Here is a 24,387-nt window from a genome sequence, read left to right on the forward strand (position 1 = left end):
CTCTTGATCACCGGGACGAAGTAGGCCAGGGCGGGGCGAGGCAGGGCGGGCCGGGTGGAGTGGGGGAGCGGGGGAGCGGGGGCGGGGGGAGGGAGGGGGTGGGGTTAGTGGGGGGTGGTGGCGGGTTGGACGAGTTCGACGAGGACGCCGCCGGCGGCCTTGGGGTGGACGAAGTTGACCCGGGAGTTGGCGGTGCCGCGCTTCGGGGTGTCGTAGAGCAGTCGTACGCCACGTTCGCGCAGGGTCGCGCAGGCCGCGTCGATGTCGGCGACCGTGTACGCCACCTGCTGCACCCCGGGTCCGTTGCGGTCGAGGAACTTGGCGATGGTCGACTCCGGCGACAACGGGGCGAGCAGCTGCACGCAGCCGCCCTCGGCGGTCGGGCCGACGGCCAGCATCGCTTCGCGTACCCCCTGCTCGGTGTTGGTCTCCTGGTGTATGCAGCGCATCCCGAAGGTGCGCTGATAGAAGTCGATCGCGGCGTCGAGGTCGGCGACCGCGACCCCGACGTGATCGATACGGAGCAGCCCGATGTCTGTGACGTAGTCGGCAGCGGGCTCGACGGAGGAGTTTTCAGCCATGCCGCTAGTCTGGCCGAACAGGCGTTAAGGCGTACAGGTTGGTACCCCCCCTCGGAGGCAGGCAGTGGCATCGGTGATCGTCAGCGGCGCGCGGACCCCGATGGGCCGGCTGCTGGGCAACCTCAAGGACCTCCCGGCGACGAAGCTCGGCGGCATCGCGATCAAGGCGGCGCTGGAGCGCGCCGGGGTGGCCCCGGACCAGGTGCAGTACGTGATCATGGGTCAGGTGCTCCAGGCCGGTGCGGGGCAGATCCCGGCCCGGCAGGCGGCGGTGGAGGCGGGCGTCCCGATGTCGGTGCCGGCGCTGACCATCAACAAGGTGTGCCTCTCCGGCCTGGATGCGATCGCCCTGGCCGACCAGCTCATCCGGGCCGGTGAGTTCGACATCGTGGTGGCCGGTGGCATGGAGTCGATGACCAACGCCCCGCACCTGCTGCTCGGCCAGCGCGCCGGTTACAAGTACGGCGACGTGACGGTCAAGGACCACATGGCCCACGACGGGCTCAGCGACGCCTGGGACTGCTGCTCGATGGGGGAGTCCACCGAGCGGCTCGGCGGACGGCACGGGATCACCCGCGAGGAGCAGGACGCGTTCGCGGCGGCCAGCCACCAGCGGGCCGCCGCCGCGCAGAAGAACGGTCACTTCGCCGACGAGATCACCCCGGTGGTCATCCCGCAGCGCAAGGGCGACCCGCTGGTGATCAGCGAGGACGAGGGCATCCGCCCGGACACCACCGTCGAGTCGCTGGCGAAGTTGCGCCCGGCGTTCGCCAAGGACGGCACGATCACCGCCGGCACCTCGTCGCCGATCTCGGACGGCGCGGCGGCCGTGGTGGTGATGAGCAAAGCCAAGGCGAACGAGTTGGGCCTGACCTGGTTGGCCGAGATCGGCGCGCACGGCAACGTGGCCGGCCCGGACAACTCCCTGCACTCGCAGCCGTCGAACGCCATCCAGCACGCCCTGAAGAAGGGCGGCCTGAGCGTCGAGGACCTCGACCTCATCGAGATCAACGAGGCGTTCGCCCAGGTCGGCATCCAGTCCACGCGGGACCTCGGCGTCAGCACCGACAAGGTCAACGTCAACGGTGGGGCGATCGCGCTCGGGCACCCGATCGGCATGTCCGGGGCCCGGCTGGTGCTCACCCTCGCGCTGGAACTCCAGCGTCGTGGTGGTGGCACCGGCGCGGCGGCGCTGTGCGGCGGCGGTGGCCAGGGTGACGCCCTGATCATCCACGTACCCGCCGACACCGGGAACTGACCGGCCGTCGGGCCGGATGGCGCGGAGCGTGGTCGCGGGTCCGGGTCGGTGCGGCGAAGACAGCGGTCGGGGGCGGGAACTTCCCGGCTCACGGTCGTCGGGTGAGGTGGGCGTGTGAGTGCGAGGAGTGAGTGGGGTTGGCGAGCACCGCAGTCGTGGGCGAAGGTGACCCGGTGAGTGTCGAGAACGCCCCCACCCCCGCCGCTGTCCCGGTGCGCCGCAGTCGGGACGTACCGATGCTGGTGGAGAGGGCACGCCAGGGTGACCCCCGGGCGGTGGCCCGGCTGATCACCCTGGTCGAGTCCGGTGACGAGATGCTGCCGCAGGTGGCGGCGGCGCTCGCGCCCTATGCGGGGCAGGCCCAGGTGGTCGGGTTGACCGGCTCCCCAGGGGTGGGCAAGTCGACCACCACCAACGAGCTGGTCCGGGCGTTGCGGGCGGGTGGGCACCGGGTCGGGGTGCTGGCCATCGACCCGTCCAGCCCGTTCACCGGCGGCGCGATCCTCGGCGACCGGGTCCGGATGCAGGACCACGCCACCGACCCGGGCGTCTACATCCGGTCGATGTCCAGCCGGGGGCACCTCGGTGGGCTGTCGTCGGCGACCCCGCAGGCGGTCCGGGTGCTGGAGGGCGCCGGCTGCGACGTGGTGCTGGTGGAGACCGTCGGGGTCGGCCAGGTCGAGGTCGAGGTGGCGTCACTCGCCGACACCACGCTGGTGCTGCTCGCCCCGGGGATGGGTGACGCGATCCAGGCGGTCAAGGCCGGCATCCTGGAGATCGCCGACGTCTTCGTGGTCAACAAGGCCGACCGCGACGGTGCCGACAACACCGTCCGGGACATCCAGGGCATGATCGCGTTGGGCGAGCGTGGGCCGGGGCAGTGGCGTCCGCAGGTGGTGCGGTCGATCGCCGCCCGCGGCGAGGGGATCGACGACATCGCCGCCGCGATCGACAAGCACCGTGCCTGGCTGGAGCAGCACGACCAGCTCCGCCTGCGTCGGGAGAAGCGGGCCGCCGCCGAGATCGAGGCGATCGCGCTGGGCACCCTGCGCGCCCGCATCGGCTCCCTGCGCGACGGTACGGAGTTGCCGGCGCTCGCCGCGAAGGTCGCCGAGGGGGCCCTCGACCCGTACGCGGCGGCCGACGAACTGCTCGCCCAGATCGGCACCTGAGCCGTCCACCCGGGGCACGCGCCTGACACACGGTGGAATTCGGTGGTGCCCGGGCCACGCAAGATCTGACGCGGAAGTGGTCCGGCACGAGGGTACGGCCGATCGGTCGCCGGAGCATTTCCGGCCGATCAGCCGTACCCTCGCTGCATTTCTGCTTCCGCCGGCAATGATCTGCCAGGGTCAGCGGCCGGTCCTCAGGACTCGAGCTTCCATTCGTCGACCCGGGCGGTTCGGGGAGCGTTCGCGCTGGCTCCCGAATAGTTGGTGAGGAATTTGCACTGCGCGACGTTCCAGGTCTGCTTCTTCACCACAAAAGAGCGAGACTCCTGAAAGAGCCGCATCCTGCGACGTTGCCCACTCGGCACTTCCAGGGCGTAACTGAAGCCGGCAGTCCATGAGCGTCCGGCTGTCACCGACACCCCGATGGACGTGCTCGCCTTCGCGAAAACGACGCCGGCTTCGGCGGATACCGTCGCCGACGCCGTCGCGGCGACGTTGGCGGTCTCGTTCTCGCTGTAGGAGATGGTGCCGGGGCCAGTGATGTAGGCGCTGTAGACGTCGGTCGGCCGCGTCGACTTGCTGATGTTGGTGAAGGTGTAGAGCGGGTTCTCACCCTCGGCCGGGCAGCCCTGCGGACCTGCCAGGGCCGGGGCCTGGAGGGCCACCACGGGCAGCGGCAGAACCGCAATCGCCGACACGACACTCAACATACGTTTCCTGAAGTTCAAGCTGTCTCCCCGTGGATGCGCGGGGCGGCTCTTTGATTAGGCCGCCGCGAATGCCGCCAAGATATCAGGGGAAGGTCGGCATCGTTGTCCCTTGACTTGCTCAGGCCCATTCTGTATCATCGCGAAAAAGCTATTAATGCGAAACGGGTGACAATGAAAGACAGAGTTTCGGGGATCTTGCTTTTATTTGGATTGTCGCTTAGCGTCACCGTTTCCCTCGTAGGTTGTTCCGCGGGGCCGGAAGATGCTTCTCCTGATTCTTCGCCCGCCACGGAAGTCTCGGAGACTCCCCGGCAGGCGGTGTCCGAGGTCCCGAGCGAGCTTCCCGTCTTCGGCCCCGACGCCGTCCGTGTCGTGGCCGTGCGTAGTGCTTCGGCCGAAGTGCGCTTCGACGTGGTCGGCCCGAAGGGCGCCCGGTACGGCCTGCGCGACGCTGCCGGAAAGAAGGGTGAGTGCCGTCAGGTGGAGTTGGGTGAAGTTGCGTCCCGCCCGCCGGGCCTGCCGGCGACTTCCAACTGGCAGACGGAATTGATCTGTGCCGGCAGGGAGAAGGTCACGAAGGCGAGTCGGGTGCTCGTCAAGGTCGCGCTGGACAGCTTCACCTACGACTTCGAGGTGCCCGCACTGCCGGCGGCCTGACTCTGCTCGCCTCCCTGCACGGTGCTCGGCGGGCTACCGGCGGGTACGAGCTTCCTTAGCGATCGTTCAGGCTTCGTTCTACACTCGGGGTTCGGTCGAGGACTCGAGGAGGAGCCCCGCGGATGAACGCCGACGAGATCGCCGCCGGACGGGCACGCTGGCAGGCCCGGTACGACGCCGCGCGCAAGCGGGACGCGGACTTCACCACCCTGTCCGGCACCACCGTGCAACCGGTGTACGGGCCGCCCGAGGGCACCGCCTACCCCGGGTTCGAACGGATCGGCTGGCCGGGCGAGTTCCCGTACACCCGGGGGTTGCACCCGACCGGCTACCGCGGTCGGGCCTGGACGATCCGGCAGTTCGCCGGCTTCGGCAACGCCCAGCAGACCAACGAGCGGTACAAGATGATCCTCGGCGCGGGCGGCGGTGGGCTCTCCGTCGCGTTCGACATGCCGACCCTGATGGGGCGCGACTCCGACGACCCGCAGGCGCTCGGCGAGGTCGGCCACTGCGGGGTCGCGGTGGACACCGCAGCCGACATGGAGACGCTCTTCGACGGCATCGACCTGGCCGGCGTCACCACCTCGATGACGATCTCCGGGCCGGCGGTGCCGGTGTTCTGCATGTACCTGGTCGCCGCCGAGCGGCAGGGCGTCGACCTGTCCCGGCTGGACGGCACGTTGCAGACCGACATCTTCAAGGAGTACATCGCGCAGAAGGAGTGGCTGTTCGACCCCGAGCCGCACCTGCGCCTGATCGGCGACCTGATGGAATACTGCGCCGCCGAGATCCCCCGCTACAAGCCGCTGTCGGTCTCCGGCTACCACATCCGCGAGGCCGGTTCCACCGCCGCGCAGGAGCTGGCGTACACCCTGGCCGACGGGTTCGGCTACGTCGAGCTGGGGCTCTCGCGGGGGTTGGACGTCAACGTCTTCGCCCCCGGGCTGAGCTTCTTCTTCGACGCGCACCTGGACTTCTTCGAGGAGATCGCCAAGTTCCGGGCCGCCCGCCGGATCTGGGCCCGCTGGCTGCGCGACGTCTACGGCGCGACCAGTGAGAAGGCCCTCTGGCTGCGGTTCCACACCCAGACCGCCGGGGTGTCGCTGACCGCGCAACAACCGGTCAACAACGTGGTACGCACCGCCGTGGAGGCCCTCGCCGCCGTGCTCGGCGGCACCAACTCGCTGCACACCAACGCCCTCGACGAGACCCTGGCCCTGCCCACCGACGAATCGGCCGAGATCGCCCTGCGTACCCAGCAGGTGCTGATGGAGGAGATCGGGGTGACCAACGTGGCCGACCCGCTCGGCGGTTCCTGGTACGTCGAGGCGCTCACCGACGCCATCGAGGCCGAGGCGGAGGCGATCTTCGCCCGGATCCGGCAGCTCGGCGGCGAGGGCCCGCACCAGATCGGCCCGATGACCTCCGGCATCCTGCGCGGCATCGAGGACGGCTGGTTCACCGGGCACATCGCCGAGTCGGCCTTCACCTACCAGCAGGCGCTGGAAAAGGGCGACAAGAAGATCGTCGGGGTCAACTGCCACACCGGCACGACCGCCAAGGAGCTGGAGATCCTGCGCATCTCGCACGAGGTGGAGCTGGAGCAGCGCCGGGTCCTCGCCGAGCGCAAGGCCGCCCGTGACGACGCCGCGGTGACGGCGGCGGTGCAGCGCATGGTCGAGGTCAGCCGCACCGGCGGCAACATGATCCCGCCCATGCTCGACGCCGTCCGCGCCGAAGCCACCCTCGGCGAGATCTGCGACGCCCTGCGCGCCGAATGGGGCACCTACCGCGAACCCGCCCGCTTCTGACCCACCCCACCCCCGAGCCCACCCTCGGTCGATCATGGAGTTGTGGTGGTGGCAGAGCCTCATAAAAGGGGCGCTACGCCCACCACAACTCCATGATCGACGGGGTGGGGGCGGAGGGTGGGGGGCGGGAGTGGGGGGTGGGGGTGGGAGGGGAGAACGGGAGGTGAGAGTGGCAACTGTGGGCGTTGTGGCTGAGCCGGGGACGGTGGGGATCGTGCGAGACTAGACAACCATGAGCGACCCACGGATCACCTCGTCGATCTTCACCCGCGGCGCGGTCGACCTCAGCGCGCTGCGCGGCACCGCCCCGGCCAGTTCCCGTCCCGCCACACCGAGCCAGACCGGTGCCTCCACCGGCCTGCCGGGCGGTCCCGCCACAGGTGGCGCCGCCGCCGCGCTCGACGTGACCGAGGCGAACATCCAGTCCGAGGTGCTGGAACGGTCGATGACCACACCCGTGGTGGTCTTCTTCGGCGCGGCCGGCTACCCGGACAGCGACCAGTTCGCCCCGGTGCTGGAGCGGTTGGCGGCCGAGGGCGCCGGCCAGTGGGTCCTCGCCCGGGTCGACGTCCAGGGAAACCCGCGGATCGCGCAGATGTTCCAGATCCAGGCCATCCCCACCGTCTACGCGATCGTCGGCGGGCGGCCCATCGACGCCTTCCCCGGGGTGATCCCCGAGCCCCAGCTGCGCCAGTGGCTCGCCGCCGTGCTCAAGGCCGGTGGCGTCACCGTGGCCGAGCCGGAGGACCCGCGCCTCGACGAGGCCGACGACGCGTTGATGAGCGGCGACCTGGACGCCGCCGAGCAGGCGTACCGCAAGATCCTCGCCGAGTCCCCGGCGGACGCCGCAGCCGAGGCCGGGCTGGCCCAGGTCGGGGTGGCCCGGCGGGTCGCCGGCGCGGACCCGCAGGCCGCCCTCGCCGCCGCGCAGGCCAACCCCGACGACGTCGACGCCCAGCTGCTCGCCGCCGACATCGAGGTGCTCAGCGGGATGGCCGAGCAGGCGTACGCGCGGCTGGTCGGGGTGGTCCGGCGGACCGCCGGTGACGACCGGGACAAGGCCCGCCAACACCTGATCGCCCTGTTCAGCATCGCCGGCCCGGACGACCCCGCCGTGGCCTCCGCCCGACGCGCCCTGGCCAGCGCCCTGTTCTGAACCCCTGACACCCCCGCGCGGGCCGGCCCCCGGCCGGCCCGCCACCCATCGAGGACGGGAGCCTGTGATGCGCCGAATCGCCGTCCTCGACGCGCCGACCAACCTGGGTCTGCGCCCACCCACCTCCACCTCCGTCCCCGGCTGCGGCAAGGCCCCCGGCGCGCTGCGCGACCACGGGCTGCTGGCCCGACTGGGCGCCCGGGACGCCGGCTGCCTCACCGCCCCCCGGTACGACCCGGGCGACTGGCGGCCCGGCGACGGGGTCTGCCACGCCCGGGAGATCTCCGGCTACTCGACGGCGCTGGCCGACCGGATCGGCGCGATCATCGACCGGGGCGAGTTCCCCCTGGTCCTCGGCGGGGACTGCTCGGTGCTGCTCGGCTCGGCGCTGGCCATGCACCGGCTCGGCGAGGCGGTCGGCGGACGGATCGGGCTGGTCTTCGTCGACGGCCACTCCGACTTCCGGCACCCCGGCAACGCCTCCTACGTGGGTGCGGCAGCCGGCGAGGACCTCGCCCTGGTGACCGGGCGCGGCCAGGCCGACCTGGCCGCCATCGAGGGGCGCCGACCGTACTTCCGGGACATCGACGTGGTGGTGCTCGGCATCCGGGCACAGGACGAGTACCGGCTCGACCTCCAGGCCGCCGGGATCACCACCCGACCGGTGCCGGCCCTGCGCGCCGAGGGCGCCGCCCGCAGCGCCCAGTGGGCGCACGAGCAACTGGCCGACTGCGCCGGCTACTGGGTGCACATCGACGTCGACGTGCTCGACCCGGCGGTGATGCCGGCCGTGGACGCCCCGGACCCCGGCGGGATCGCCTTCGCCGAGCTGGAGATCCTGCTCGGCGGGCTGGTGGATACCCCGCACTGCCTCGGCGTCGAGCTGACCGTCTTCGACCCCGACTACGACCCGGACGGTGCGTACGCCGCCGAGATCGTCAACACGGTCGTCGCCGGACTGGCCCCGGTGGTCGCCACGGACGCCGTCGCGCCCCGACTGCTGCCACCCCAGCCACACCCCACCGACCCCGGCCCGTCCCACTCCGGACGAGCCGTCCCGGGGCCGTCCGTCCCCGAGCCCTTCGCCTCCGGGCCGGCTGTTTCCGGGCCGGCCGACGTGCCGGGGCGTGCCGAAGAGCCGGTCGCCTGAGCACGATCCCCGGAAGGGTCGACGTTGCGCCCCTGACCCGCCCCGACAACGCCCGCCGGGGCGGGTCAGGGGCGGGCGCGCAGGAAGCGTTCGACGATCGGGACGGCGCTGGCCGTACTCGACCCGCCCTGCTCGACGAAGACGGCGAACGCGACGTCCCCCCGCCACCCGACGAACCAGGCGTGGGTGTGCGCCGGGTCGTTGTCGTACTCGGCGGTGCCGGTCTTGCCGTACACCGGGCCACCGGGCACGTCGGACAGCGCCTTGCCGGTGCCGGCCGTGACCACCTCGCGCATCATCGTCTTGAGCCCCGCCACCGACTCGGCCTTCAACGGCGGGCCGGCCTCGGCGGGTGCGGCCGGGGCCGGGTCGAGCACCAGCTTCGGCTGCTCCCAGCGGCCCCGGGCGACGGCGGCGGTGGCACCGGCCATGGCCAGCGGACTGACCACGGTGGTGCCCTGACCGATCGCCGCGGCGGCCTGCTCGGTGGGGGCGCCGCCGGTGGAGACCTTGCCGGTGAAGACGTCCGCGCCGAGGTCCCAGCTGCCCTCCAGGCCGAGGGTACGGCCGGTGGCGGCCAGCCCGTCCGGGCCGAGTTGCGGGGCCAGCGCCACGAAGGCCGTGTTGCAGGACTTGGCGAAGTCGGTGCGGAACGGCACCTTGCCGAGGACGAAGTCGTCGGAGTTCTTGAACGGCCGACCGTCCACCGCGCGGGTCTTGGGACAGTCGACGATGGTCTGTGGGGTCACCGCGCCCTTGTCCAGCAGGGCGAGGGCGCTGACCGTCTTGAAGGTGGAGCCCGGCGGCACCTGGGCGGTGAAGGCCAGGTTCTCCCCGGCCGCTCCGGGGCCGTTGGCGGCGGCGAGCACCGCGCCGTCGCTGATCCGCACCGCGACCAGGGCCGACCGTCGCTTCTCCGCCCGCAGTGCGCCGTCGGCGGCGTTCTGGACGGCCACGTCGAGGCTGGTGCGGACCGGCTCACCGGCGGTCGGTTCCTGTCGGAACGCCTCGGTGACGACGGTGCTGCCGCCCTCCGGGGTGGGTCGGCGGATCTCCACGATGGTGCCGGGAGCACCGCGCAGCCGCTCGTCGTAGCGGCCCTGCAGACCACCGTGGCCGACCAGGTCACCCTTGGCGTACCGGTCGGGGTGGGCGGCCAGGTCGTCGGCCTGCGCCTGGTCGACCGTGCCGAGCAGGGCGCGGGCGAACTCCCGGGTGGGGGCCAGGTCGAGCTTCTCGGCCCGGAACTTCGTCCCCGGCAGGTCGTAGATCCGGGGCCGGATCTGCCGGTACGCCTCGTCGCGTAACGTCACCACCTCGACGAAGGCGCCCGGATCGGCGTCGCGCAGCCGTTGCGGCAGGTCGCTGAGGTCCACCGGTGGGCTGATCGGCGGCTTGACCGCCTTGAACGCGGCATCGAGCCCTCCCACCAGGGCCTTGGCGTCGGTGACCTCGCCCGGCTGCACGCCGATGCGGACCACCGGGCGGGGCGCCACGATCGGCTGCCCCGCGCCGTCCAGCACCCCGGCCCGGGGCGCGGCGGTCCGCCGCAGCGCCAGCCGGTCGCCCTTCTCCAGTTGCTCGTGCAGCACCTGGGGTTCCCAGATCACCTGCCACCGGTCGTCGCCGCTGTTCTGCCGCAGCCGGACCGGCCGCTGGTAGGCCCAGGTGGCCCCGCCCGGCAACGCCCAGCTGATGTCGACCTTCGCGGTGGCGAGGTTCTTGGTGACCTCGGCGTCCCCGGCGCGACCCAGGGTGGGCGCGGTGGCGGCGAGATCGCCGGAGAGTGCCTTGATCTGCTCGGTGACGGTGGCGGCGGGCACTCTCGCCCCGGTCGGGTCGACAAATCCCACCTTGTCCAGCTTGCCGCTGCGCCAGCCGGCGAGGAACGCGTCCACGCTGCCCGCCAGGTCGTCGTCGCCGGAGCAGCCGACGAGGGCACCGGCCGCCAGCACCGTGGCCGCCACGGCCGCGAGAGCCCGCCGCAGGGGAGTGCCGGGGCGGTGGTACGGGTACGACAGGGGCATGGAGCTGGCACCTTCCGGGTGGCGGGCTGCCCTGCACGCTAGTACGCGGCGGCCGCCCGTACCGCCCCGCGCGGCCGGACCGGATCGCCGGGCGGGAGCGGTCGACGCCCTTCCCGCCCCGGTGGGCAGGGCGAAGAGGTGGGCCCCCGGGTGTTGTGAACATCCCACAGCGGGGTACTCGGCAGCCGGCCGACGTGGATCTGCAACAGGCGACCGGCCCAGAGTCGCGGACCGGACGTCCGGCCGACGGTCCGCCGACCGATGACCGGAACGGCAGGGCCTAAGGTGGGGCGGCAGAGTGACCCACAACGCGGTGGGTCGTCGAGGGGAGTGGCACCCATGGACCGGCGTCCGGCGATCAAACCGGGACCCGACCTCCGGCAGACTGACACCGGCCGGGACGACAGCTTCGATTCGGCGACCGACGGGGACAGCCCGCCGATCGACGGGGACGGCTACGGTCGACTCGACACAGGAGTGACCGGGTTGACCGGTTCCAGCATCGACACCCTCTACGACCTGGGGCTTCCGGTGGAAGCGCTCGGTGACGACGTGGAGGACGCCGAGCTCGACGAGCCGGTGCCCAACGCGGAGCGCCTGGTGGCCCAGGCGGTGGCGTTGGCCGGTGACGACCACGACGCGGCGACCCTGGTGGGCCGGTTCTGGCGGTTCGCGCCGGACGAGGAGCTGATCGGGTTCACCGCCGAGGAGATGCTCGACGCCGCCCGGGCCCACCGTGACCTGGCCCAGCAGCGGGTGCCGGGTGAGCTGAAGCTGCGCATCCTGCCCCCCGACGCCGACCAGCACCACACCGTCGTCGAGATCGTCACCGACGACATGCCGTTCCTGGTCGACTCGGTGACCGCCCTGCTCAACGCACACCACCTCGACGTACACCTGCTGGTGCACCCGTTGGTGGTGGTGCGGCGGGAGCCGCTGGGCCGGCTGACCGAGGTCTCCGCCGACGTGGAGCCGGACGACGCGATCGCCGGTGACCTGGTCGAGAGCTGGATGCGGATCGAGATCGACCCGGTCCGGGACGCCGACCAGCGGGACAAGCTGCGCCGCGAGTTGCAGCGGGTGCTCACCGACGTGCGGGAGGCCGTCGAGGACTGGCCGAAGATGCGGCAGCGGGCCCTGGCGCTCGCCGACGAGCTGTCCACCGCCCGGACGGCGAACGACCGCCCACCGGTGCCGGAAAAGGACATCACCGACTCGGTGGAGCTGCTGCGCTGGCTGGCCCACGACCACTTCACCTTCCTCGGCTACCGGGAGTACCGGCTGGTCGACTCCGGCGGGCAGGGCGGCCCGGCGCTGGAGGCGGTGCTCGGCACCGGCCTGGGCATCCTGCGGTCGGACTCGCCCGAGGCGCGCGCGCTGTCGTCGATGACGCCGGAGGCGCACGAGAAGGTGATGGAGAAGCGGCTGCTGATCATCACCAAGGCGAACTCCCGGGCCACCGTGCACCGCTCGGCCTACCTGGACTACATCGGCTTCAAGATCTTCGACGAGGCCGGCCGGGTGGTCGGCGAGCGGCGGTTCCTGGGCCTGTTCTCCACCGCCGCCTACCGGACCAGCGTGCGGGAGCTGCCGGTGGTCCGCCGCAAGGTGGCCGAGGTGCTGGACCGGTCCGGGCTGAGTCAGCGCAGCCACTCCGGCAAGGACCTGCTCCAGATCCTGGAGACCTACCCGCGCGACGAGCTGTTCCAGATCAAGACCGACGACCTGTACCACGCGGTGGTCGGGGTGCTGCGGATGGCCGGCCGCCGGCAGCTGCGGGTGTTCCTGCGCCGCGACGCGTACGGGCGGTTCATCTCCTGCCTGATCTACCTGCCCCGGGACCGGTTCACCACCCAGAACCGGCTGCGCATGCAGGACATCCTGCTGCGTGAGCTGAACGGGGTCGGGGTGGACTACACCACCCGGGTCACCGAGTCGATGCTGGCCCGGGTGCACTTCATCGTCCGGACCGACCCGAACCGGCCGCCCGGGGAGATCGACGCCGACCTGCTCGCCGAGGAGCTGGCCGACGCCACCCGGCTCTGGGACGACGACTACCGGCTGGTGCTGGAGCGCAAGCTCGGCGACGAACAGTCCAAACGGCTCTTCGTCCGGTACGCCGACGCGTTCCCGGAGGGCTACAAGGACGGGCACACGCCGTACGAGGCGATGAAGGACCTGGCCAAGCTGGAGCTGCTGGAGGAGCCCGGCCAGCTGGAGATGCACCTGTTCCGTAAGCAGTGGGCGCCCCGGCCGGGGCAGCGCGACGCCGGGGCCGACGAGGCGATGGACGTCCGGTTCAAGGTCTACCGGTACGGCGAGCCGATGATGCTCTCCGCCGTGCTGCCGGTGCTGCACTCGCTGGGCGTACGGGTGGTCGACGAGCACCCGTACGAGGTGGACCGGATCGACGGCCGGGTCTTCCTGTACGACTTCGGGCTGCGTCTGCCCGAGGGGCACCAGGAGCTGGCCGAGGTGCGCCCGCACGTGGAGAACGCCTTCGCCGCCGCCTGGCGGGGTGAGGCCGAGGTGGACGGCTTCAACGAGCTGGTCCTGCGCGGCGGTCTGACCTGGCGGCAGGTGGTGGTGCTGCGGGCGTACGCGAAGTACCTGCGGCAGACCGGGGCGGTCTTCTCCCAGGAGTACATGGAGCAGACCTTCATCGCGTACCCGCGGATCGCCGCCCTGCTGGTGGAACTGTTCGAGGTGCGGTTCGCCCCGGACGGGCGCGAGGCGGAGCAGCGCCGGGAACGCAGCGGCGAGCTGGTCGACGCGATCGGTGTCGCGCTGGACGACGTGGCCAGCCTCGACCAGGACCGCATCTTGCGCGCCTACCTGACGTTGATGCAGGCCACCCTGCGGACCAGCTTCTACCAGAAGCGCGCCGACGGGCGACCCAAGCCGTACGTGGCGTTCAAGCTGGACCCGCAGGCCATTCCGGACCTGCCGGCGCCCCGACCCAAGTTCGAGATCTTCGTCTACTCGCCCCGGTTCGAGGGCGTGCACCTGCGCTACGGGCCGGTGGCCCGGGGCGGGCTGCGCTGGTCCGACCGGCGGGAGGACTTCCGCACCGAGGTGCTCGGCCTGGTCAAGGCGCAGATGGTGAAGAACGCGGTGATCGTGCCGGTGGGTGCCAAGGGCGGCTTCGTGCTGAAGCAGAAGCCGGGGGACCGGGACGAGGCGGTCGCCTGCTACCAGGAGTTCGTCGGCGCGATGCTCGACGTCACCGACAACATCGTCGCCGGGGACATCGTGCCGCCGGTGGACGTGGTGCGGCACGACCCGGACGACCCGTACCTGGTGGTCGCGGCGGACAAGGGCACCGCGACGTTCTCCGACATCGCCAACCAGATCTCGGCGGCGCACGGCTTCTGGCTGGGTGACGCGTTCGCCTCCGGCGGTTCCGCCGGCTACGACCACAAGAAGATGGGCATCACCGCCCGGGGTGCCTGGGAGTCGGTCAAGCGGCACTTCCGCGAGCTGGGCCACGACACCCAGACGGCTGACTTCACCGTGGTCGGCGTCGGCGACATGTCCGGCGACGTGTTCGGCAACGGGATGCTGCTCTCCGAACACATCCGGTTGGTGGCCGCGTTCGACCACCGGCACATCTTCCTCGACCCGGACCCGGACGCCGCCACCTCCTTCCGGGAACGTCAGCGGCTGTTCGGGCTGCCCCGGTCGTCCTGGGAGGACTACGACCCGAAGCTGATCTCCGAAGGCGGCGGGATCTTCCCGCGCGGGGCCAAGTCGATCCCGATCACCCCGCAGGTGCGGGCGGCCATCGGCCTGGCCGACGACGTCACCCAGCTCAGCCCGCCGGAGCTGATGAAGGCGATCCTCACCGCGCCGGTGGACCTGTTCTGGAACGGCGGCATCGGCACCTACGTGAAGGCGTCCAGCCAGACCAACGCCGAGGTGGGCGACAAGTCCAACGACGCGATCCGGGTGGACGGCAAGAGCCTGCGCTGCCGGGTCGTCGGCGAGGGCGGCAACCTGGGCTGCACCCAGCTCGGCCGGATCGAGTACGCGCAGACCGGCGGCCGGATCTACACCGACTTCATCGACAACGCGGCCGGAGTGGACTGCTCCGACCACGAGGTGAACATCAAGATCCTGCTGAACACGGCGGTCGCCGACGGGGCGCTGGACGTCCCCGCCCGTGACGAGCTGCTGGCCCAGATGACCGACGAGGTCGCCGAGCTGGTCCTGCGGGACAACTACGACCAGGCACGGGCGATCAACAACTCGCAGGCCCAGGCCGCCTCGCTGCTGCCGGTGCACCGCCGGATGATCAGCGAACTGGAGCGGGCCGGTCAGCTCGACCGGGCGCTGGAGGCGCTGCCCCCGGACGAGGAGCTGGCGGTACGCACCGAGTCCGGGCTGACCGCGCCGGAGTTCGCGGTGCTGCTCGCGTACGTCAAGATCGTGCTGGAGCGGGAGATCCTCGCCGAGGGCCTCGCGGACGAGGAGTGGACGACCAGGGTGCTGGTCGACTACTTCCCGACGCCGATGCGCGAGCGGTTCGCCGACCGGATGGCCCAGCACCGGCTGCGTCGGGACATCGTCACCACGGTCCTGGTCAACGAGGCGATCAACCGGGGCGGCATCTCGTTCGTCTTCCGGGTCGTCGAGGAGACGGCCGCGTCGGCGGCCGACGTCATCCGGGCGTACGTGGTGGTCCGGGAGGTCTTCGGGCTGCGGGAGCTGTGGGACGCGGTCGAGGCGCTGGACAACCAGGTCTCGCCGGAGTTGCAGACCAGCGTCTACCTCGACACCCGGCGGCTGCTCGACCGGGCGGTGCGCTGGCTGGTGACCAACCGGCGCTCGCCGATCGACGTGCCGGCCGAGATCGAGCGGCTCCGCGACGGGGTGGCCCGGCTACTGCCCGACCTTCAGGACCGGTTCCACGGCAGCGAGCGGGAGTCGTTGCGGGAGCACATCGACGCGATGACCGCCCGGGGGCTGCCGGCCGACCTGGCCGAGCAGGCGACCCGGCTGATGTACAGCTTCGGTCTGCTGGACGTGGTGGAGACGGCGCGGACCAGTGGCCGCGACGTCGGTGAGGTGGCCTCGGTCTACTTCGTGCTCTCCGACCGGTTCCGGGTCGACTCGCTGCTGTCGAAGATCTCCCTGCTGCCGCGCGAGGACCGCTGGCAGACGTTGGCCCGGATGGCGCTGCGCTACGACCTGTACGCCGCGTTGGCCGCGCTCACCGGTGAGGTGCTCGACTCCACCTCGGGTGACCTGCCGCCGCAGGAGCGGGTGCTCCAGTGGGAACAGTCGAACGCCACCTCGATCCACCGGGCGCACCGGGCGATGGGGGAGTTCGACGAGTCGCGGGCGGACCTCGCCTCGCTGTCGGTGCTGCTGCGGCAGATCCGCACCCTGGTCCGGACGTCCGCCGCCGCCTGACCGTGACACCGGTGCCGCGCCTGCGGGGGGATCATCGTCCCGCCGCAGGCGCGGCACCGGTGTGGTCGGCCGGCGGTGTCCCGCCGGGAGGTGCGGTAGGGGTCAGGACGTCAGGGTGGCGAAGACGATCACGTTGTCCTGGTAGCTGCCGGCCCCCTGGTCGAACTGGCCGCCGCAGGTCACCACCCGCAGTCCGGGTCGGTCGTTCGGGCCGTACACCAGCTCGGTGGGGAACTGGTCCTTGGGATAGGAACGCACCTCGTCGACGGTGAAGATGGCGACGCCGCCGTCGGCCCGGGACACCGTGATGGTGTCGCCCGGCAGGAGCGCGCCGAGTTGGAAGAAGACCGCCGGCCCGAGCTTCGCCGAGTCGACGTGCCCGACGATCACCGCATTGCCGGTCTCCCCGGGGCTGACGCCCGGCTCGTACCAGCCGGCGCGCTGGGCCTGGTCCAGCGGGGGCACCTGGACCGTGCCGTCCGGGTTGGTGCCCAGCGGCATGATCTCCGCGTCGACCCCGATCCGCGGGATCACGATGGCGGTGGGGGCGGCCCGGAGCAGCGGATCGGGGCCCGGTGGCACGCTCGCGTCGGCGGGGACCTGGGCGTCCGGGTCGTCGACCGGCCCGGTCTCTCCGGCGGGGGTGGTCGCCGGGGTGGTCTGCGGCGCGGCCTGGGCCGCCGGCTGTGGGGGACGCGGCGGGGGCGTGGTGCGCAGTGACGCGCCGACCATGCCGGAGCCGGCCATGGCGAGCAGGACGACGACGGCCGCGCCGGCGGCACGCCACGGTCTCCCGTGACGGCCGCCGGCCCGTGTCGCCGTCGGGTCAGCCGAGCTCATCGGCCCGACGCCGACGCATCAGCACGATGCCGCCGAGGGCAGCCGCGCCGATCATGCCCGCTCCGCCGACGGCCATGCTCCGGTCGGCGGCGGTGGTGGTCATCCCACCGTCACCGCCGTCGACGTGGCCCTTCGGCAGGACGACCAGTTCGCCTTCGCCACACGAGCCCTTCAGCTCGTACCGGCCCGGACGGGCGTGCTCGGAGACCTCGGCCTCGCCGTAGTAGACGAAGTCCTTCTTGTGCTCCCAGCCACCCTCGTCCTTGCCGTGGTCGGACTCCTCGCCCTTGCCGTATCCGTACTCCTCGTCCTGGCCGTACCCGTCGTGGCCCAGCCAGTCGTCCTCGTCGGACTCCTCGCCGTAGCCCGGCTTGCCGTGCTCGCCGGACTCCTCGCCGGGCTTGCCGTGCTCCTCCTCGGCGCCGGGCTTGCCGTGTTCGCCGGACTCCTCGCCGGGCTTGCCGTGCTCGCCAGGCTTACCGGACTCCTCGCCGGGCTTGCCGTGTTCGCCGGACTCTTCGCCGGGCTTGCCGTGTTCGCCGGGCTTGCCGTGCTCCTCGCCCTTGCCCTCGTCGCCCTTGTCGCCCTGGTCCGGTCCCTGGTCGGCGGCCATGAAGCCACCGCCCTGGCCGTCGGCCGGCGGCTGCCCGCCGTCAGCCGGGGGCTGGCCACCCTCGGCCGGCGGCTGCGGCTTGGGGCCGTTGTCGTCGGGGCCCTTCCCGTCGGGGCCCTTGCCGTGGTCCTCCCCCTTGCCCTCGTCGCCCTTGCCGTGCTCGTCGCCCTTGCCGTGGTCCTCGCCCTTGCCCTCGTCGCCCTTGCCGTGCTCGTCGCCGCGGCCCTCGGGCTTGAGCTTGACCTTGCCGGTGACCTCGGACCAGACGAAGGCGTGTTCCTGTGCCTCCGGGCAGATCTCGATGAGCTTGACCTCGTCGCCGGGCTTGACGACGTGTGGCTTGGCGATGACCTTGCCGTCCCGGCTCTCGCCGTCGTGGTGACCGTCCGCGAACGCGATCCCCGGCGTGAACACCAGAAGGGACGCGCCACCGAGAGCGGCACCCGCGACAACCTTCCCGAGCATCTTGTTAGCCATGACCTGCGTCACTCCATCCCCTGTTGTCCTGAGCCCGACGACAGTCGAGCTATGACCGACGTTAGACCGTTTCACGACTTATTCGGGGAAAGATTCGTGTTTTCGGCTTTACCGATGATGCGGGGCTTAAGGGAGCTAGAGCGCTTGTGTCGTCATTTGCCGCCTCGGGGGGTGGTTGGTGCACTGCCGGCCGAGCTGGGCGGGGATAGGCTCGCCAGGGCCCCGAATGTCGGTCCGGGCGTTGCCGCCAGGTTGCCGCGAAGTATCGAGCCATTGCCATGGAAGCGCTCCCATGCAAGAATCGCTGCACGCGGTTCGGGGAGCCACACCGCGCACGGCAGGGGTCGAGGGCAACCGGTGCACCGGACGACGTCGCCGCCGACCGGTCCGTGCGGGCCGGTGAAGCTCACCACCACCACCACGCCCGTCCCCCGGGTCGGGCACCCCCCGAGATGTCCCGTTGGCGCCGGGGTCGTCCGTACCCCAGGACGCTCACGCGCCACTTGCCGGTCCCCTCGTGGTGCCGGTCTCGCCCAAGGAGTGCAAAAGGCATGAATCTGTGGAGAAGTCTGTCCGCCCGACGCCGGGCGTTCGCCCTCACCGGGGCGAGCGTGCTGGTCGCGGGCGGGCTGGTGACCATCCCGGTCACCGCGGCGCAGGCCGCCACCCAGTGCAGCATCGACTACACCACCAACGACTGGTCCGGTGGTTTCACCGCGAACGTCACCATCCGCAACGTGGGTGACCCGATCAGCAACTGGACCCTCGGCTTCACCTTCCCCAACAGCAGCCAGCGGGTCACCCAGGGCTGGTCGGCCAAGTGGTCGCAGAGCGGCCAGAACGTGACCGCCACCAACGAGTCCTACAACGGCTCGCTGGGTCGCGGCGGCAGCACCACCCTCGGCTTCAACGGCTCGTGGAGCGGCAGCAACCCCAAGCCGACCTCGTTCACCCTGAACGGGGTGGTCTGTGGCGGCGTCACGCCGACGACGCCTCCGCCCACCACGCCTCCGCCGACCACGCCCCCGCCGACGACGCCTCCGCCCACGACGCCGCCGCCCACGACGCCTCCGCCCACCACCCCGCCGCCCACCACGCCCCCGCCGGGGCAGAAGGTGGACAACCCCTACGTCGGGGTCAAGGGCTACGTGAACCCGGAGTGGAAGGCCAAGGCGGACGCCGAGGCCGGTGGCAGCCGGGTCTCCAACAACCCGACCGCGGTGTGGCTGGACCGGATCGCCGCGATCAACGGCACCACCGACAGCAGCTCCAACGGTGCGATGGGCGTCAAGGACCACCTGGACGCGGCCCTGGCTCAGGGCGCCGGCTACATCCAGTTCGTGATCTACAACCTGCCCGGCCGGGACTGCTCGGCGCTCGCCTCCAACGGTGAGCTGGCCGCCGACGAACTGCCGCGGTACAAGTCGGAGTACATCGACCCGATCGCCGCGATCCAGAGCCAGGCCAAGTACGCCAGCCTGCGGATCGTCAACATCATCGAGATCGACTCGCTGCCGAACCTGGTCACCAACACCTCCGGCAACGCCGGTGGCACCGTGCAGTGTGACGTGGTCAAGGCCAACGGCGCGTACGTCAACGGTGTCGGCTACGCCCTGGCCAAGCTGGGCGCGATCGGCAACGTCTACAACTACATCGACGCCGGCCACCACGGCTGGCTGGGTTGGGACACCAACTTCGGCCCGACCGCCGACATCCTGAAGACCGCTGCGGTCGCCTCCGGTAGCAACGTGAACTACGTGCACGGCTTCATCACCAACACGGCGAACTACTCCGCCCTGAAGGAGCCGTACATCAAGATCACCGACACGGTGAACGGCCAGACCGTCCGCCAGTCCAAGTGGATCGACTGGAACTTCTACGTCGACGAGCTGTCGTTCGCCCAGGCGTTCCGCACCAAGCTGATCTCGGTCGGCTTCAACAGCAACATCGGCATGCTGATCGACACCTCCCGCAACGGCTGGGGCGGCACCGCCCGGCCCACCGGCCCGGGCGCGACCACCAGCGTCGACACCTACGTCAACGGTGGTCGCATCGACCGTCGCTTCCACGCCGGCAACTGGTGCAACCAGGTCGGTGCGGGTCTCGGCGAGCGGCCGAAGGCCAACCCCGAGCCGGGCATCGACGCCTACGTCTGGGTGAAGCCCCCGGGTGAGTCCGACGGCTCCAGCTCCCTCATCCCGAACAACGAGGGCAAGGGCTTCGACCGGATGTGCGACCCGACCTACACCGGTAACGCCCGTAACGGCAACAGCATGAGCGGCGCCCTGCCCAACGCGCCGATCTCCGGCGCCTGGTTCTCCGCCCAGTTCCAGGAGCTCATGAAGAACGCCTACCCGGCGCTCTGACGAACCAGCCCGCCGCGGCTGGAGTGAGGCACTGACGCGGCGGGCGCACCCGGGCCCCCGGTCCGACCGAGAGGTCGGGCCGGGGGCCCACCCGTCTCCCCGGGCCCCCGGTCCGGGACCGGACGGTCGTCATGTGGGGCCCGTGGTCTCCCGGTCCCCGGTCTCCCGGTCCCCGGTCTCCGGTTCGCCGCACACCCCACCGGGCGCGAGGCGACCGCGGCGGAACTCAGGGCACGGTACGTTCCACCGCCGCCCGGCCCAACTCGGCCAGGTCCCGGCGGGCCCGCTCCAGGTTCTGCGGCGTCAGGTCCTGCCCGCGCGCCATGACCAGGTCCTCCGGCTCCCAGGGCTGTTCGGCCCCGGTGCGGATGTTGTCCCCACCGGCCCCCGTGCCGGTCCCGGTGGCCCCGGTGCCCGCCGCGTACGGGTCACCGATCAGCTCCTCGGTCGACGCGCCGGGCTGGTCACCCGGCGCGACGAACGACGGGTCGACCGGCCCACCGCCGCTCCGGGCCAGCTGCGGCACGGTGGAGTCGTCGTCCACCGCGGCGGCCACCTCCGGGCGTTCCTCCAACGGTCGGTTCGGGTCACGATCGGTCATGGTGCCGCCCTCCTGTCCCAGACGCGTTCCGCGCCCCGGGTACCCCGTCCGGGCGACCCCATGCCGGAGCGGATCAGACCTCCCGGGCCTCCTCGGTGGTGGGCGGCACCACCGGCCGCAGCCACTGCCAGGCCAGCATGAACAGCCCGAAAGCCAACATCGCCAGCCCGGCCCACAGGTTGATCCGGACGCCCTGCGCCTTGTCGATCTCGGCAGCCGAGTCGAAGAGACCGACCAGGCCGACGATCACCCCGTACACCACGAAGAGACCACCGATGACCCGGCGGATGTCGAACAGCCGGGCGGCGGCGGACCGCTTGCGCTCGTTCTCCGTCTCGACGACCTGCGGGTCGTTCGCCCGCTCGCTGTGCTGGTCCACGCCTGCGCCTCCCTCTCGTGACGGACCGGGCTCAGAAGACCGGGATGTAGAAGAGCACGGCCAGCACCAGCGCGATCGCGCCCAGCAGCACCGGCGAACGCCACCAGACCTGGTCCCCGGCGAGCACGTCGCCCTTCAGGTCGATCCCGCCCATGCCGTAGACCAGACCCTGCAACTCCTCGGCCCGCTTGGGTCGGGTCAGCGGGGTGACCACCGCCGCCACCACGGCGACCGTGACGAAGGCGATGCCCGCGCCCCAGAAGCTCTCCTCCAGGTCGGAGTTGAAGTGCACCACGCCGGCCTTGTAGAGCAGGTAGGTCGCCAGCGCGGCCAGGGTGCCCGCCAGCAGCGACCAGAAACCGGCCAGGGCGCTCATCCGCCGCCAGAACATGCCGATGATGAAGGTGGCGAACAGCGGGGCGTTGAACAGGGAGAACAACGCCTGGATGTAGTTCATGATGTTGCTGAACCCGGCGGCGATGAACGCGGTGCCGATGCCCACCACCACCCCGGCCACGGTCGCGATCCGCCCGATCCGGATGTAGTAGTCGTCGGAGCGCTCCTTGCGGACGTACGCCTGCCAGATGTCGTAGGTGAAGACGGTGTTGAAGCCGCTGACGTTGGCCGCCATGCCGGCCATGAACGAGGCGACCAGGCCGGTGACCGCGATCCCGAGCACCCCGTTGGGCAGCAGGTCGCGCATCAGCAGCGGAATCGCGTTGTTGTAGACCAGGTCACCGGACTCGGCTCCCAGCCCTTTGACGGTGACCAGCGCGATCAGGCCCGGGACCACGGTCACCACCGGGATGACCAGCTTCGGGTACGCGGCGATGATCGGCGTACGCCGGGCGGCGCTCATGTTCTTGGCCGACAGCGCCCGCTGCACCTCGGCGAAGTTGGTGGTCCAGTAGCCGAAGGAGAGCACGAACCCGAGCCCGAACACGATGCCCAGCCAGTGCGCGCCGAGCGGGTTGGCGGTGCTGCCGGTGCCCTCCCAGGCGTGCAGCCCGGCCTCGCCCAGCTTGGAGTCGCGGACCGAGTCCATCAGGCCGGCCCAGCCGCCCACCTTGACCAGGCCGATGACGGTGATCGGCACCAGCCCGGCGATGATGACGAAGAACTGGAGCACCTCGTTGTAGATCGCACCGGTCAGCCCGCCGACGGTGATGTAGGCCAGCACGATCGCCGCCCCGATGACGATCGCCAGCCAGAGCGGCCAGCCGAGCAGCGCCTGCATGATCAGCGCCAGCGCGTACAGGTTGACCCCGGCGATCAGCACCTGGGCCACCGCGAAGCTGATCGCGTTCAGCAGGTGGGTCGGCCGGTTGAACCGCAGTCGCAGGTATTCCGGGACGCTGCGCACCCGGGAGCCGTAGTAGAACGGCATCATCACGATGCCCAGGAAGATCATCGCCGGTACGGCGCCGATCCAGTAGTAGTGGACGGTCATGATGCCGTACTGCGCGCCGTTGGCGGCCATCCCGATGATCTCCAGGGCACCCAGGTTGGCCGAGACGAAGGCCAGGCCGGTCACCCAGGCGGGCAGCGAACGCCCGGAGAGGAAGAAGTCGACGCTGGTGCGGATCGCCCGACGGGCGGCGAAGCCGACCCCCAGCACGGTGACGAAGTAGAGCGCCAGGATCCCGTAGTCCAGCACGTTCATGTTCAGTCTGAGCCCGGCACCGTCCATCGCCCGCCACCCCTCTGATCGCGCCGTCGGCACCCGCCGAGCGTGCTATTACCCACCGTGCGGGGTTTCACACCGTCCGTGTGGATTCGGCGGGTGATTCCGACGACGCCCCGGCCGGAGTGCTCCGGCCGGGGCGTCGAGTGGTGCCGCAGTGGTCGTCAGGGTCGGCGGTGGTCGTCAGGGTTGGTCGGTGGATCGGGTCCGGGTGGACCGGCGCCGCCGGGGCGTAATGGTCCGCGCGGGGCGGCAGCCGGCTGTCCCGGGTCGGCTCAGCGGCCCAGCACCCGGTCCAGGAAGTCGCGGTACTGACGGACCGCCACCCGGAGCTGCTCGGTGTCGGCCTCGCCGGCACCCTGCCAGCCCCCCAGCTTCTCCTTCTGCGCGGCGAGCGCTTTGGACAGCGCCCCGATCGCCTCCTCGACGAGCGACTGCGCCTCGCCGGCGGCCGCCCGGGGATCGTCGACGAACCGCAGCTGGACGTCGCGCCAGCGGTCCCGGAAGCCCTGCGCGGCGTCCGCCTCGAACAGCGTGGCGGCGTCGCTGGGCACGGTGCTGTTCGCCGACCGGCCGGCGTCGGCCGAGGCGACTGCGCCGGCCGCGCCGCCTGCTGCTGCCGCCGTCACGACGCCGCCGGCCGTGGTGCCCGGCGCGGCGGTGGTGTCGGGGCCGGCCGTGGTGTCCGGGCCGGTGGTGGTGTCCAGGTCGCCCGTGATGTCCAGGTCGGCGGTGGCGCGGTCCGTCGTGGTGTCCGGGTCGGCGGTGGTGGCGTGGTCGGCGGCCGGGAGGTCGGTGTCCTCGGCGGTGGGGTGCGGGTCGGTGGCCCCGGACGACCAACGGTCCCGGTCGTGGATCCGGTCCGCCGCGGTCGGGTCGGCCCGCTCGTCGTCGAACGGCCCGGTCTGCCCCGGCGCCCCGTCGCCGGGCGCGACGGTGTCCTCGTCCCGGGCGTCCCGCTCGTCCTGCGGTCGCCCGCCGGCCAGGGCCGAGGCGGCCACCGCGTCACCCACGCTGGTCGCGCCGAAGGCGGTCGGCAGGGGCGCCGGCTCGTGGAACTCCGGCCGCCGGTCACCGTCGGGACCGGTCACGTCGTCCCGGTCGGTCAGCGCGTCCCGGTCGCTCACGTCGTCCCGGTCGGTCAGCGCGTCCCGGTCGCTCACGTCGTCCCGGTCGGTCAGCGCGTCCCGGTCGCTCACGTCGTCCCGGTCGGTCAGCGCGTCCCGGTCGTGCCGGTCGTCCAGCCCGTCCCGGTCGGCGTCGCCCACGGGGTACGGGCGGGTGGTGTCCAGGTCGTCGTCGGCCCCCGGGTCGTCGAAGGTGCCCCGGTCGTCGAGCGCGTCCTCGGGCGTCCCGGCGTGCCGGTCCCGGCCGTGCCGGCCGGCGGTGTCGGTGTCCTCCGTGTCCGGGGGCGGCACCGCCACCGGGGTGGACCGGACGACCTCCGGGTGGTCGGTGTGGAGCTGCTGCTCGTCCTGGCGCATGGTGGG

At 71.4% G+C, this 24,387-nt stretch carries 17 protein-coding genes; 8 read left to right on the top strand and 9 right to left on the bottom strand.

Translation table 11 applies throughout. The annotated features are described in order from the left end of the window. Positions 1 to 104: 104 nt before the first annotated feature. Positions 105 to 581, bottom strand: coding sequence for a methylmalonyl-CoA epimerase (gene mce / locus JQN83_RS18805; RefSeq protein WP_208568428.1), 477 nt, complete (start codon positions 579 to 581; stop codon positions 105 to 107). Positions 582 to 645: 64 nt separating this feature from the next. Here mce and JQN83_RS18810 point away from each other — a divergent pair, with 64 nt between their 5' ends. Together JQN83_RS18810 and meaB are read left to right on the top strand one after the other, a co-directional pair. Next, positions 646 to 1,839, top strand: coding sequence for an acetyl-CoA C-acetyltransferase (locus JQN83_RS18810; protein ID WP_208568429.1), 1,194 nt, complete (start codon positions 646 to 648; stop codon positions 1,837 to 1,839). A 236-nt stretch (positions 1,840 to 2,075) separates the two neighbouring features. Further along, on the top strand, positions 2,076 to 3,011 hold the full coding sequence (gene meaB / locus JQN83_RS18815) for a methylmalonyl Co-A mutase-associated GTPase MeaB (RefSeq protein ID WP_244252759.1): 936 nt from the start codon (positions 2,076 to 2,078) through the stop codon (positions 3,009 to 3,011). A gap of 194 nt (positions 3,012 to 3,205) precedes the next feature. On the opposite strand, the gene JQN83_RS18820 is transcribed toward meaB, so the two are convergent. Then, complete coding sequence (locus JQN83_RS18820; RefSeq protein ID WP_208568431.1) at positions 3,206 to 3,709, bottom strand: hypothetical protein; 504 nt, start codon at positions 3,707 to 3,709, stop codon at positions 3,206 to 3,208. Between the two features lie 114 nt (positions 3,710 to 3,823). On the opposite strand from JQN83_RS18820, the gene JQN83_RS18825 reads away from it, so the two are divergent. The 4 genes from JQN83_RS18825 to JQN83_RS18840 all read left to right on the top strand — a co-directional run bounded on the left by JQN83_RS18825 (position 3,824) and on the right by JQN83_RS18840 (position 8,495). Then, positions 3,824 to 4,378 (top strand): hypothetical protein, encoded by a 555-nt coding sequence (locus tag JQN83_RS18825; protein ID WP_208568432.1) that lies wholly within the window; start codon positions 3,824 to 3,826, stop codon positions 4,376 to 4,378. 122 nt (positions 4,379 to 4,500) lie between these two features. Next, positions 4,501 to 6,189: a coenzyme B12-dependent isobutyryl-CoA mutase large subunit gene (gene icmA, locus JQN83_RS18830; protein ID WP_208568433.1), complete on the top strand. Its 1,689-nt coding sequence runs from the start codon at positions 4,501 to 4,503 to the stop codon at positions 6,187 to 6,189. Positions 6,190 to 6,421: 232 nt separating this feature from the next. Beyond that, on the top strand, positions 6,422 to 7,345 hold the full coding sequence (locus tag JQN83_RS18835; RefSeq protein WP_208568434.1) for a tetratricopeptide repeat protein: 924 nt from the start codon (positions 6,422 to 6,424) through the stop codon (positions 7,343 to 7,345). A 64-nt stretch (positions 7,346 to 7,409) separates the two neighbouring features. After that, complete coding sequence (locus tag JQN83_RS18840; protein WP_307799431.1) at positions 7,410 to 8,495, top strand: arginase family protein; 1,086 nt, start codon at positions 7,410 to 7,412, stop codon at positions 8,493 to 8,495. 65 nt (positions 8,496 to 8,560) lie between these two features. Here the strand turns inward: JQN83_RS18840 and JQN83_RS18845 are convergent, their stop codons facing one another. Beyond that, a complete protein-coding gene (locus tag JQN83_RS18845; RefSeq protein WP_208568435.1) occupies positions 8,561 to 10,522 on the bottom strand; it encodes a penicillin-binding transpeptidase domain-containing protein in 1,962 nt (653 codons plus the stop codon). 339 nt (positions 10,523 to 10,861) lie between these two features. Here JQN83_RS18845 and JQN83_RS18850 point away from each other — a divergent pair, with 339 nt between their 5' ends. Beyond that, positions 10,862 to 15,937 (top strand): NAD-glutamate dehydrogenase, encoded by a 5,076-nt coding sequence (locus tag JQN83_RS18850; RefSeq protein ID WP_208568436.1) that lies wholly within the window; start codon positions 10,862 to 10,864, stop codon positions 15,935 to 15,937. Between the two features lie 102 nt (positions 15,938 to 16,039). Here JQN83_RS18850 and JQN83_RS18855 read toward each other — a convergent pair whose 3' ends face one another. Next, positions 16,040 to 16,777: a class F sortase gene (locus tag JQN83_RS18855; protein ID WP_208568437.1), complete on the bottom strand. Its 738-nt coding sequence runs from the start codon at positions 16,775 to 16,777 to the stop codon at positions 16,040 to 16,042. Continuing rightward, positions 16,764 to 17,867 (bottom strand): hypothetical protein, encoded by a 1,104-nt coding sequence (locus tag JQN83_RS18860; RefSeq protein WP_208568438.1) that lies wholly within the window; start codon positions 17,865 to 17,867, stop codon positions 16,764 to 16,766. Before JQN83_RS18860 ends, JQN83_RS18855 begins: the two co-directional genes overlap by 14 nt. Before the next feature lie 551 nt (positions 17,868 to 18,418). On the opposite strand from JQN83_RS18860, the gene JQN83_RS18865 reads away from it, so the two are divergent. Continuing rightward, positions 18,419 to 20,233, top strand: coding sequence for a glycoside hydrolase family 6 protein (locus JQN83_RS18865; protein ID WP_208568439.1), 1,815 nt, complete (start codon positions 18,419 to 18,421; stop codon positions 20,231 to 20,233). A gap of 226 nt (positions 20,234 to 20,459) precedes the next feature. Here JQN83_RS18865 and JQN83_RS18870 read toward each other — a convergent pair whose 3' ends face one another. From JQN83_RS18870 to JQN83_RS34375, 4 genes are all read right to left on the bottom strand, one after another. Continuing rightward, a complete protein-coding gene (locus JQN83_RS18870) occupies positions 20,460 to 20,834 on the bottom strand; it encodes a hypothetical protein (RefSeq protein WP_208568440.1) in 375 nt (124 codons plus the stop codon). A 73-nt stretch (positions 20,835 to 20,907) separates the two neighbouring features. Next, positions 20,908 to 21,213 carry a hypothetical protein gene (locus tag JQN83_RS18875; protein ID WP_208568441.1) on the bottom strand — a complete coding sequence of 102 codons (306 nt, stop codon included), beginning with the start codon at positions 21,211 to 21,213 and terminating at the stop codon, positions 20,908 to 20,910. Positions 21,214 to 21,244: 31 nt separating this feature from the next. Next, positions 21,245 to 22,903 (bottom strand): sodium:solute symporter family protein, encoded by a 1,659-nt coding sequence (locus JQN83_RS18880; RefSeq protein ID WP_208568442.1) that lies wholly within the window; start codon positions 22,901 to 22,903, stop codon positions 21,245 to 21,247. 269 nt (positions 22,904 to 23,172) lie between these two features. Then, complete coding sequence (locus JQN83_RS34375; RefSeq protein ID WP_208568443.1) at positions 23,173 to 24,381, bottom strand: hypothetical protein; 1,209 nt, start codon at positions 24,379 to 24,381, stop codon at positions 23,173 to 23,175. Between the last annotated feature and the right edge of the window lie 6 nt (positions 24,382 to 24,387).

Origin of the sequence: Micromonospora antibiotica, from assembly GCF_017599305.1 — a bacterium.
GTDB classification, from domain to species: domain Bacteria; phylum Actinomycetota; class Actinomycetes; order Mycobacteriales; family Micromonosporaceae; genus Micromonospora; species Micromonospora antibiotica.

Coding starts and splice junctions, on each gene's coding strand:
- JQN83_RS18880 (WP_208568442.1), bottom strand. CDS start 22,903: ATGGACGGTGCCGGGCTCAGACTGAACATGAACGTGCTGGACTACGGG.
- JQN83_RS34375 (WP_208568443.1), bottom strand. CDS start 24,381: ATGCGCCAGGACGAGCAGCAGCTCCACACCGACCACCCGGAGGTCGTC.
- JQN83_RS18855 (WP_208568437.1), bottom strand. CDS start 16,777: ATGAGCTCGGCTGACCCGACGGCGACACGGGCCGGCGGCCGTCACGGG.
- JQN83_RS18850 (WP_208568436.1), top strand. CDS start 10,862: ATGGACCGGCGTCCGGCGATCAAACCGGGACCCGACCTCCGGCAGACT.
- JQN83_RS18865 (WP_208568439.1), top strand. CDS start 18,419: ATGAATCTGTGGAGAAGTCTGTCCGCCCGACGCCGGGCGTTCGCCCTC.
- meaB (WP_244252759.1), top strand. CDS start 2,076: ATGCTGGTGGAGAGGGCACGCCAGGGTGACCCCCGGGCGGTGGCCCGG.
- mce (WP_208568428.1), bottom strand. CDS start 581: ATGGCTGAAAACTCCTCCGTCGAGCCCGCTGCCGACTACGTCACAGAC.
- JQN83_RS18860 (WP_208568438.1), bottom strand. CDS start 17,867: ATGGCTAACAAGATGCTCGGGAAGGTTGTCGCGGGTGCCGCTCTCGGT.
- icmA (WP_208568433.1), top strand. CDS start 4,501: ATGAACGCCGACGAGATCGCCGCCGGACGGGCACGCTGGCAGGCCCGG.
- JQN83_RS18870 (WP_208568440.1), bottom strand. CDS start 20,834: ATGACCGATCGTGACCCGAACCGACCGTTGGAGGAACGCCCGGAGGTG.
- JQN83_RS18835 (WP_208568434.1), top strand. CDS start 6,422: ATGAGCGACCCACGGATCACCTCGTCGATCTTCACCCGCGGCGCGGTC.
- JQN83_RS18845 (WP_208568435.1), bottom strand. CDS start 10,522: ATGCCCCTGTCGTACCCGTACCACCGCCCCGGCACTCCCCTGCGGCGG.